This is a genomic window from Streptomyces montanisoli (assembly GCF_017813245.1).
Taxonomy (GTDB): Bacteria; Actinomycetota; Actinomycetes; order Streptomycetales; family Streptomycetaceae; genus Streptomyces; species Streptomyces montanisoli.
This window is the reverse complement of sequence record NZ_JAGIQL010000011.1, coordinates 67,388-78,080: the sequence shown is the minus strand read 5'-3', so window position 1 is coordinate 78,080 and position 10,693 is coordinate 67,388. Positions and strand designations below refer to the sequence as shown.

Sequence of the window (10,693 nt, the reverse complement as noted above, 5' to 3'; positions counted from 1 at the left end):
CCCCCCCCCCCCCCCCCCCCCCCCCCCCCCCCCCCCCCCCCCCCCCCCCCCCCCCCCCCCCCCCCCCCCCCCCCCCCCCCCCCCCCCCCCCCCCCTCTTTCCCAGGCGAAGGAGGCCTTGCGGGAAACATCGCAGACCGGACTTCAGACGAGCGCTCTCCCGCTCCGCGCGGGCGCCTGGTGCTGGCGGTGGCGGCGGTCCTGACGCTCGGCGCGGCCGTGCTCGTGCCGCTGTCGCTGCTGACCGGTGGGGGCGGGGGAGGCGGCGGTGGCGGCGGGCGGCACACGTTCCTGGTCGTGCCCGAGGGCCGGCGGGCCGAGCAGGTCTACGCGTCCATCGACAAGGTGCTGGCGCTGCCCGCCGGCACCGCACGCAGGACGGCGGCCACCACCCACCTCGAACTGGCCGGGCCCGCGCACGGCAACCCGGAGGGCTACCTCTTCCCCGCCACGTACCCCGTCGACGAGCACACCACGGCCAAGAGCCTGCTGACCTTCATGGTCAGCACGGCCAACAAGAAGCTGGGCGATGACCACCTCAGGGCGAGCGCCCAGCGCGACGGGCTGACGCTCTACCAGGCGGTCACGGTGGCGAGCATCGTGCAGGCGGAGGCGGCCACGCCCGCGGACATGGGCAAGGTGGCGCGCGTCGTGCTCAACAGGCTCGACAAGCGCATGCCGCTGCAGATGGACTCCACACTGAACTACGCGTTGCACCGCTCCACACTCGACACCACCGACAGTGACACGAAGTCGAGCAGCCCCTACAACACGTACGCGCACAAGGGGCTGCCGCCCACACCGATCGGCAACCCGGGGGAGGCGGCGCTGAAGGCGGTCAGCGACCCGCCGCGGGGCACGTGGCTGTACTTCGTGACGGTCAAGGACGGCGACACGCGGTTCGCCACCACCTACGCGCAACAGCAGCAGAACGTAAAGGAGTTCAACGCCAACAGACGACGCTGACGTGAATCAGGGCGCTCCCCACCCCACTCGCGTCACGCCACGAGCTCGGCCGCACGCTCGGCCAGCAGCGCCCTGACATCGCGCACGGCCTCCCGCCCCGCGCGGTTGGCGCCGATGGTCGAGGCAGAGGGCCCGTAGCCGACGAGGTGCACCCGCTCGTCCCGCACCGCCCTGGTCCGCTCCACGCGGATGCCGCCGCCCGGCTCGCGCAGCCCGAGCGGCGCGAGATGGCCGACCGCGGGGCGGAAACCCGTCGCCCACAGGATGACGTCCGCGTCCAGGGAGCGTCCGTCGTCCCAGGCCACGCCGGTGGGCGTGACGCGGTCGAACATCGGCTCGCGGTCGAGCACGCCCGAGTCGAGCGCGCGCCGCACGTCGTCGTTGACCGGCAGGCCCGTCACCGACACGACGCTCCCCGGTGGCAGGCCACGCCGTACCCGCTGCTCCACCAGCGCGACCGCCGCCCGGCCCTCGTCGGGCCCGAAGGGGCCCTCGCGGAAGACGGGCGGCCTGCGCGTCACCCAGGTCGTCTCCGCGGCGAGCGGCGCGATCTCCATCAGGTGCTGCGTGCCGGACGCCCCGCCGCCGACCACCACGACGCGCAGCCCGGCGAACTCCCCGGGACCGGCGTAGCCCGCGGTGTGCAACTGGCGTCCGCGGAAGGTCTCCTGGCCGGGGTAGTGGGGCACGAACGGGCGGTCCCAGGTGCCGGTGGCGTTGATGAGGGCGCGGGTGGCGAGGTCGCCGGCCGAGGTCTCGACGGTGAGCAGCCCTCCCGCCCCCTCGCGCACCGCCGACACGTCGACGGGCCGGTGCACGGGCACGCCGAAGCGGCGCTCGTAGTCGGCGAAGTACCCGGACACGACCCGCGAGGCGGGCAGCGCGGCGTCGCCGTCCCCGACAGCCGGCTCCATCCCGGGCAGCGCGTGCAGCCCGTGGACCTTCCCGAACGTGAGCGACGGCCACCGGAACTGCCAGGCGCCGCCAGGGCCGGGCGCATGGTCGAGCACGACGAAGTCGCGCTCCGGCACGAACCCCGTGCGCCGCAGGTGGTACGCGCTCGAAAGACCGGCCTGCCCGGCCCCGATCACCACGACGTCCACGACACGCCCACCGAATTCGTCCACGCTCCGGCAACACCGCGTACGACGGGGATCTTCCCGGCGCGAAGCCGTACCGCGCGCGAGGATGGGGACATGCCAGAAACCTTCACCACCAGGACCCTGCACCTCACGAGTGGCGGCGAGGAGGCGGTGCTCGACATCACCTCCGACTGCGAGTCGTTCCTGCGCGAGGCCGCGGACGGACGCGACGGCCTGCTGAACGTCTTCGTCCCGCACGCCACGGCGGGCATCGCGCTGATCGAGACGGGCGCGGGCAGCGACACCGACCTGCTGACGGCCCTGCGCGACCTGCTCCCGCCGGACGACCGCTGGCGCCACCGCCACGGCACCCCGGGCCACGGCCGCGACCACGTGCTCCCGGCTCTGGTACCCCCGCACGCCACCCTGCCGGTGACCGGGGGCCGTCTCGAACTGGGCACGTGGCAGTCGGTCTGCCTGGTCGACACGAATGTCGACAACCCGGATCGCCAGGTGCGGCTGAGCTTCCTGGGCTAGCCGGCCGCCCACCGGCCGGTGCCGCCAGACACCCCGCCGGCTCCGGCCCGCGCCCCCGTTCGTCACCCGCTTTGCTCTGTCGTGATGCACTCCGGCTAGTTTGTGTGCAGGACAGCACAGGACAGGTACGCAGGCCCGTGGCGGCAGAGGTGCGCGGGGGACGGGGACGGGAGGGCGGGAAGGGTGTCGCTGCGCGGAGGCGATCCAGCCGAGATCGGAGGCTATCCGCTTGAGGCGCGGCTCGGCTCGGGCGGCATGGGCACGGTCTTTCTGGCCCGTATGACGTCGGGGCGGCCCGTCGCGATCAAGCTGATCCACCAGCAGTTCGCGGAGGACGACGAGTTCCGCATCCGCTTCCGGCAGGAGGTGGCGGCGGCGAGGCGGGTGAGCGGCGCGTTCACCGCCGCCGTGGTCGACGCCGCCCCCGAGGCCGAGCAGCCCTGGATGGCGACGACGTACATCGAGGGGGACACGCTCGCCCAGCGCATCACCGCGCGGGGCCCGCTGGACGGGGCGGAGCTGCGGAGGCTCGGCATAGGGCTGGCCGAGGCGCTGCGCGACATCCACCGGGTGGGGGTCGTCCACCGCGACCTGAAGCCCTCGAACGTCGTGCTCTCGCCCGAGGGCCCGCGCGTCATCGACTTCGGCATCTCGCGCGCCGCCGACCAGCAGACCCTGACGATGACGGGGCGGGTCATCGGCACACCGCCCTTCATGTCCCCCGAGCAGTTGCAGGCGCCGCGCGGTGTCGGCCCCGCGTCCGACGTCTTCTCGCTGGGGACGCTGCTGGTGTACTCGGCGACGGGCCGCGGGCCCTTCGACGCCGACAGCCCCTACATGACGGCGTACCAGGTGGTGCACGAGGAGCCGTCGCTCGGCTCCGTGCCGGCCGCCCTGCGCTCCGTCGTCGAAGCGTGCCTGGACAAGGAGCCCGGGCGGCGACCCTCGGCCGACGAACTCCTCGTGCTGCTGCGGGACCTCCCGGCCGACCTGGGCGCGGACGAGACGAGCGGGGCCGGCGCGAACGGGCCCGGCGCGGGCCGCACCCGCGACATGGTCACGCAGCACCACATCGCGATGCCCGACACCGCGGCCCCGGCGGGCGGCACGGCCGGTGTCCCGGCAAGCCCTCCGGCGGGCCCCGACACGACGAGCGGCGGCGCCCCCGGCGCCCGTCTGCGCCGCCGCTGGCGGCCCGCGCTCGCGGTTGTGGTGGCGGTGGCGGCGATCGGCGGGGGAGTCGCCGCGCTGAAGACGGGCGGTTTCGGCGGCAACGGCGGTGGCGGTGGCGGTGGCGGCAACGGCAGCGGCGTCGCGGCGCCAAGTGCCCCGCTCCCGGCCGGTTTCGCGCCGTGGCAGGAGACCGTGAAGGGCGGCCGCCCGGACATCCCCGACGAGTTGCGTTGCGTCGCCCGCCGCGACGCGCTGTTCTGCGGGGGCGGCAGTGTCGTGGCGACCCGCATCAGCGCACGGGACGGCTCGCGCGCGTGGACGGTGAAGAGCCCGGGCGTCCCGGTCGAGGGCATGCACATGGTGGGTGCCACCGACGACACCGTGCTCGGTTACCGCTTCGCCGCCGAGCACGCCCCGCAGGGCCCTCCCCAAGAGGTGGTGGCGCTGGACGCGCGCAGCGGCGAGAAGTTGTGGTCCGTGCCGTTCAGCGCCCAGTCGCAGGCCGTCACCGGCCGGAGTCAGGACGCCGTCGTGGTCGGCTCCGATGTCGTGACGGTCGACGCGTCCGACTCGCGCCTCGAGGATCGGGACGCGCACAGCGGTGAGGTCGCCTGGACGACGCCGTTCCCCGCGGGGCAGCAGTGCGCCCCCGTCCTTGCCGGATCGCGGTTCTTCGCGATGTGCGCGACGAACGAGGAAGTGAACTCCGTGAACGTGCGCCACGCCACCGTGTACACGGTCGACCGTTCCTCGGGGAAGCTGGGCAGGCCGATCGCGGTCAACGGCCCCCTCGTGCCGATGGGCGCCGCGGGAGGTCAACTCGTGTTCCTGCGGGAGCACTACGAGGGGACGGCGCTCGCCGGGTACGACGGGATGGCACGGGTCGACCCGACCTCCCGGAAGGTCATGTACTCCCGCCTGGCCAGGACGTACGCGGGAACGCCCGGCATGGCGGACGGCACCGTCTACGTGAGCGGGCATGCCGGTCTCGTCACGGCGTTCGACCCCGCGACCGGCCGGAAGAAGTGGTCGCGGCAGACGGGCGTGGAGGGTGCCTCGGGCCCCACCGCGGGGGCCGGCGCGCTGTACTTCAGCTCGGCCACCGGCCGGGTCGTCGCCCTGTCGCCGCGCAGCGGCAAGCAGTTGTGGGCGACGATCCCGAAGACGGACGGCCTGACGGGCGAGCAGGGCGCCAGCCCGCGCGTCACCGTCGCGGGACGTGCCGTCGTCGTGGCCGCGGCCGACAACACACTGTTCGCCTTCGACACGCAGAAGCCGCCGAAGGCGGGCTGACGCCCGACGCGCGGCGTACTCGGCCAGGTCGTCCTCGGCTCTCCCGCAAGCTCGGCAAGGGCTTCGGCCTGGGCGGCGGGCTCAAGGGCTGGGCGAAGGCCCGCCCCCGGCCGGCGGATGCCGGACCGGGGGCGGGCCCATGAGTGGTTGCGGCGGTACGGCGACGGCGCCTACGCGACGTCCGCGCTGTCCACCAGGGCCACGCGGTGGTTGTACTGGATCGTATAGAACTTCTGCGAACCGGTGACGTGCTTGTCGCCCGTCACGAAGAAGTCGTCCGAGCTGACCGGCGGCTGCGTCGCCACGTACGCCTGGCCCGCGGGGAAGGAGTACACGGTCAGCGGCTTCTCGGTCGACGGGGAGAGGCCGGAGGGGTACTCCGAGGCCTTCGGGTAGCCGGAACCGTAGAGCGCGGCGCTGTCACCCGTGGGCTTGACGATGGTCGCGCCGTGCGCCGGCATCGTGTTGCGGCCGCCCGGGTTGTAGAACCACACCTTCGACCCGCTGAACCAGATCGCGGTCCAGTCGCCGCTGACACCGGCCACGACGAACTGCTGCCCGTCCTCGACGGTGCTTCCCCAGTCGTTGATCTCGTCCGTGCCCTTGCCGTCGGCGCCCGGGTGCACGGCAGGGTCCGCGAAGAGCGGTGCCTTGGCGTCCGGGGCGGTGCGCACAGGCACGAAGTTGGCCGGCTCCGTGCGGTCGGTGCAGGCGGTGGTCTTGCCGCTGGGGTCCTCGGCCGGGCAGACGTGCACCGTCTGCGGGTTGCCGTCGAACGGCGGTGTGATCGTCACCGCGGAACCCACCTCGGGGGTGCGCCCCGTCCGCGTGCCGTAGCCGGCGCCGACCATGCCCATGAAGCGCGACCAGTCCCAGTACGGGCCCGGGTCCCAGTGCATGCCCGCCACGTAACTGTCCAGCGGCCCCGGTACGTTGTCGTGGCCGATGACGTGCTCGCGGTCCAGCGGGATGTCGTACTTCGCCGCCAGGTACTTCACCAGCTCGGCCGTCGCCTTGTACTGCGTCTGCGGGTACCAGCTCGCGCCCTGGGCCGCGAAGCCCTCGTGCTCGATGCCGATCGAGTGCATGTTGAACCAGTAGTTGCCCGCGTGGTAAGAGATGTCCTTGTCGGGCGTCATCTGCGTGACGGCGCCGTCCGACGCGCGCATCACGTAGTGCGCCGAGTCGGCGCCGCCGTTCTTCTGGAACGTGTCGATCGCGGCCTGGTACGACGACTCCGTGTCGTGGATGACGATGTACTTGATGTCGACACCGTCGCCCGGCCGGTTCGCGACCTGGCCGGCGGAGGCGGCCGCGGGCAGGAACGTGCAGTCCACGGTGGTGGGGCACTCGGGGGTGACGGTGGACTTGGCCGCCTTCAGCTTCAGCTCGGACAACTGCCCCGTCGAGGGGCGCACCGAAGGCTTGGCCGCGAGCTTCAGGCTCTGCCCGTCCTGCGTCTTGCGGCTGACACCCGACGTGACGGACTTGAAGACCCGGTCGGCGAACAGCCCGGCGGCCTTCTGGTCGGGCGACTGGCTGTAGCGTGCCACCGCCCCGTACCAGGCCGCAGGGTCGGACGGGGTGCCGCCGGTCAGCTTCTTCTCGTACGACGCCAGCAGCGCCGCGCCACCGCGGATGTTGGCGCGGTCGTCGGTGCGCAGGTCGTTCTCGGACACGCCCGTGAGCTTCGCCGCCGCGGTCAGCGTGTGCAGGGCGGGGCTCGACGTCAGCGACGCGATGTCACCGCGCCCCGCAGCGCCCGCGGCGCCGCCCGCCATCATCTTGGCGGTGACGTCCGTCAGGTTCATCGGGCCGTAGCCGCCCGACGTGTTGTACTGGCCGCCGTGCGCGTCCCACAGCGACTCCTGGTAGGAGACGCCGAGGAGGACATCGAGCGGCACGTGGAACTCCTTCGCCGCGTCCGCGAAGTCCGCCTGTCTCTCCTGCGTACCGGAGCCGCCCGTCAGGGCCGCCTGGGCAGACGGCAGTGCCACCAGACACCCCGCGGCCACCGCGGCACCTGCCACTGTCCCGACCAGCAATTTGCGAGGCTTCTTCTTGTGTGCAGACTTTCGCAAGGAATTTCGGTCGTGTCCCTTGGAGTGGTGTAGCCGATCACGATAGGGGTGTGCGCCCGGGGCGCGCGGCGGGCTGTGCTTCGCTCCCTGCCCGGCAGACGGGTCACCATGCAACTCTCCCTGGTAGAAGGCCAATTCAACCAGGAGGTGCATGGTGGCCCTGTCTCAGCATGACGTACTTCGACTGCTGGAGTCACTGCGTTCGGCGGACGGGCTTGAACTCGTCCGGTCGGTGGCCGAGCGGATGCTGCAGGAACTGATCGAGGTCGAGGCAACGTCGAGGATCGGTGCGGAGTGGAACGAGCACACCGAGACCCGCACAGCACTACGCAATGGGCATCGCGACAAGACGCTGACCACCCAGGCCGGCGACCTGGACCTGGCGATACCCAAGCTGCGCTCGGGCAGCTTCTTCCCCAGCCTGCTGGAGCGGCGTCGCCGTATCGACCAGGCCCTGTTCGCCGTCATCATGGAGGCCTACGTCCACGGCGTGTCCACCCGGTCGGTCGACGACCTGGTCAAGGCACTCGGAGCCGACAACGGGGTCTCCAAGAGCGAGGTCTCACGGATCTGCTGCGACCTGGACACCCAGCTGACCGCGTTCCGCACCCGGCCCCTGGACCATGTCCGCTTCCCCTACATTTATCTCGACGCCACCTACTGCAAGGCCAGGGTCGCGCACCAGATCGTCTCGCGGGCCGTGGTGATCGCCACTGGTATCACCGAGGACGGCGGTCGGGAAGTCCTGGGCGTGATGGTCGGTGATAGCGAGACCGAGGTGTTCTGGACCCAGTTCCTGCGCTCCTTGCGCGAACGCGGTCTGGGAGGCGTCCGGCTCGTGCTCGGCGACCACCATGCGGGCCTGGTCAACGCGATCCGCAAAGTCATGATCGGCGCGGCCTACCAGCGCTGCCGGGTCCATTTCCTGCGCAACGTCTTCAGCGTGATCCCCAAAGACGCGGGCGAGATGGTAGCCGCCACGATCCGGACCATCTTCGCCCAGCCCGATCACGACGCAGTCCGCCAGCAACTCGACACCGTCGCCGACATGCTCGGACAGCAATTCCCCCAGGTCAAGCAGATGCTCCTGGACGCCAAAGACGACCTCACCGCTTTCGCCGCCTTCCCGGAACGGCACTGGAAGAAGATCCAGTCCACGAACCCACTGGAGCGAGTCAACCGCGAGATCAAACGCCGTGTCGACGTCGTCCAGGTTTTTCCCAACGACGGCGCCCTCTTGCGGCTGGTCACCGCCGTGCTCTTCGAGATGCACGACGAATGGATCGCCTTCCCCCGCCGCTACCTCCCCGAAGGCAGCATGGAGAAGATCTACCCCGACGCGCCCCCCGAAAGCGCCCCCGCACTCCCCAACACCCCCAACACGACCACCGAATGATCGGCTACACCACTCCAAGGGACACGACCGGAATTTCCCTCGATAAAGCGCTTCTTGGTGCGTTGTCAGGCGGTGCCCGGCTCGATGCGGCACCACCGCGGTCGTGACAACGTCGTCAACGTATCAAGTTGATCAGAGGCGCCCGGAGGTGGACCGGAACGCCAAGAGGTGCCGTGAAACGCCTGGTCGCAGGCGTCTGACCGGCGCTCCCGCGCACCGGAAAGGGTAGGGCGGCGGCTAACCGGACCCCGTCGCTCGCGGGGTCGCACCCCGCCCACCCGCGCCGGACACAACAGCCTCACAGGATCTCTCCAACGCGCCGTGAGGCGGCCGGCAGAGGGCTGCCCGAGCCGCCGGGTGAGAGGCGGCTCGAGATGGAGTTCATGCCCGGCGGCCGGCCGCCGAAGCCGTGGGCTCACGCGTCTGCACCATGTGTGTACGTTGTCCACACGTGGAAATCCGTGGCGTGAGACGCCATCCGTATACGCTGGGACCATGACGGAAAACGCGGCTGCCCCGGTCGGCCCCATGGTCACCGGCTCCGAGATCGCTCGGATGGCCGGAGTCACCAGGGCCGCTGTCTCCAACTGGCGCCGTCGCTATGACGACTTTCCCGCGCCATCGGGTGGCGCTGTGAACAGCCCCCTGTACGCCCTCGCCGATGTCCAGGCGTGGCTGGACAAGCAGCGCAAGGGGCAGGAGGTGTCGCCCGAGGTCGAGCTGTGGCAGGCCATGCGCGCCGCGTACGGGGAGCAGATGGTCACCGGTCTGGCTCAGGCGGCCGGGGTGCTGGCGGGCAAGCGTGGATCCGGCCTGCCGCGCGAGGTTGCCAACCGGCTGCGCAAGCCGGCCAGGACCGAAGCGCCCGTCGACCTCTTGGACGGCTTGGTGGAACGGTTCATGGACTCGGCCCGGCGAGCCGGGTCCGACCAGGTGACCTCCGCACGCGTGGTGCGTGCCGTCCGCCACTTCGCCCCTGAACTGACGTCCGCGGCCACAGTCTTCGACCCCGCGTGCGGTATCGGGACGCTGCTCCTGTCCGTCTCCGCGGCCGCCGGGGCCCGCTGCCGCGGGCAGGAGATCGACGCCGACAGTGCTCGTCTCACCCAGCTTCGTGCCGGTCTCGCGGGCAGGTCCCAGGTGTCCGTCGAGGCGGGAGACTCGCTGCGCGCGGACGCCTGGCCGGATGTACGGGCCGACCTGGTCGTCTGCGACCCGCCGACCGGCGCGACCGACTGGGGACGGGACGCATTGCTGCTCGACGCCCGCTGGGAACTGGGCACCCCGTCCAAGGCCGAAGGGGAGCTGGCCTGGCTGCAGCACGCCTACGCGCACACCAGGCCGGGCGGTCAGGTCCTCATGGTCATGCCTGCCTCCGTCGCCTACCGAAAGGCGGGGCGGCGCATCCGGGCGGAGCTGGTGCGCCGGGGCATCGTGCGCCAGGTCGTCGCGTTGCCGCCTGGAACGGCCGCCTCGCACTCCCTGCCCATCCACCTCTGGTGCCTGCGGCGCCCGGACACGGCGGTCGGCACGGACACCGATCACACCGTGCGCATGATCGACCTGACCGGCAACAGTCCCGACAGCGGCCTCGAGCCGCGCCCCGAGCAGGTCGCCGACGTACCTCTGATCGAGCTCCTGGGCGAGTCCGTCGATCTGACCCCCGGAAGCCACATGCGGTCCCGGCATCGCGACTTCCCCGGCGAGTACGCGGCCCTGAGCGCGGAGCTGGAGGACCGCGTGCGCCGGCTCGCCGCGCTGCTGCCCGAGCTCGCACCGGGCGGCGCGCCGGGCCCGCTGGACGGTGCCAGCACCAGCGTCGCGGACCTCGCGCGCGCCGGCCTCGTCGCGTTCGACGACCAGGAACCGGTGTCGGTCAGCGACCAGCTCGACACGGACTACCTGCAGGGGTTCCTGCGCAGCAGCGCCAACGTCCGCCGTTCGACGACGAGCAGCGGGACCTTCCGCCTGGACGCGAGGGGCGCGCGCGTCCCTCGCATGGGCATCGACGAGCAGCGGCGGTACGGCTCCTCCTTCCGCGCCCTGTCGGAGTTCGAGAAGGAGACGCGCGCCGTGCAGGAGCTGAGCCGGCGGCTCGCCGGCATCGCCCGTGACGGCCTCGCCACGGGCGCCCTGGCCCCGCGCATGTGAGGACGGTCGCGAGCC

The 10,693-nt window shown here is 71.7% G+C and carries 7 protein-coding genes; 5 read left to right on the top strand and 2 right to left on the bottom strand.

Annotation, left to right across the window (positions count from 1 at the left end):
* The first annotated feature begins 188 nt into the window (after positions 1-188).
* On the top strand, positions 189-965 hold the full coding sequence (gene mltG / locus JFN87_RS05100; RefSeq protein ID WP_372449181.1) for an endolytic transglycosylase MltG: 777 nt from the start codon (positions 189-191) through the stop codon (positions 963-965).
* A 32-nt stretch (positions 966-997) separates the two neighbouring features.
* On the opposite strand, the gene JFN87_RS05095 is transcribed toward mltG, so the two are convergent.
* Complete coding sequence (locus tag JFN87_RS05095; RefSeq protein WP_209338660.1) at positions 998-2,092, bottom strand: NAD(P)-binding domain-containing protein; 1,095 nt, start codon at positions 2,090-2,092, stop codon at positions 998-1,000.
* A 69-nt stretch (positions 2,093-2,161) separates the two neighbouring features.
* Here JFN87_RS05095 and JFN87_RS05090 point away from each other — a divergent pair, with 69 nt between their 5' ends.
* A complete protein-coding gene (locus JFN87_RS05090) occupies positions 2,162-2,584 on the top strand; it encodes a YjbQ family protein (RefSeq protein WP_209338659.1) in 423 nt (140 codons plus the stop codon).
* A 183-nt stretch (positions 2,585-2,767) separates the two neighbouring features.
* Positions 2,768-5,050, top strand: coding sequence for a serine/threonine-protein kinase (locus JFN87_RS05085; RefSeq protein WP_209338658.1), 2,283 nt, complete (start codon positions 2,768-2,770; stop codon positions 5,048-5,050).
* Positions 5,051-5,220: 170 nt separating this feature from the next.
* Here the strand turns inward: JFN87_RS05085 and JFN87_RS05080 are convergent, their stop codons facing one another.
* The gene (locus JFN87_RS05080; RefSeq protein WP_372449180.1) at positions 5,221-7,131 is read right to left on the bottom strand and encodes an N-acetylmuramoyl-L-alanine amidase; all 1,911 of its coding nucleotides are present in this window, start codon (positions 7,129-7,131) and stop codon (positions 5,221-5,223) included.
* 154 nt (positions 7,132-7,285) lie between these two features.
* Here JFN87_RS05080 and JFN87_RS05075 point away from each other — a divergent pair, with 154 nt between their 5' ends.
* Positions 7,286-8,527: an IS256 family transposase gene (locus JFN87_RS05075; protein ID WP_209338666.1), complete on the top strand. Its 1,242-nt coding sequence runs from the start codon at positions 7,286-7,288 to the stop codon at positions 8,525-8,527.
* A gap of 495 nt (positions 8,528-9,022) precedes the next feature.
* Complete coding sequence (locus tag JFN87_RS05070; RefSeq protein ID WP_245178765.1) at positions 9,023-10,678, top strand: HsdM family class I SAM-dependent methyltransferase; 1,656 nt, start codon at positions 9,023-9,025, stop codon at positions 10,676-10,678.
* Positions 10,679-10,693 lie beyond the last annotated feature (15 nt).

Excerpts from the sequence above, each read along its gene's own strand:
- JFN87_RS05090 (WP_209338659.1), top strand. The coding sequence starts at position 2,162 with ATGCCAGAAACCTTCACCACCAGGACCCTGCACCTCACGAGTGGCGGC.
- JFN87_RS05070 (WP_245178765.1), top strand. The coding sequence starts at position 9,023 with ATGACGGAAAACGCGGCTGCCCCGGTCGGCCCCATGGTCACCGGCTCC.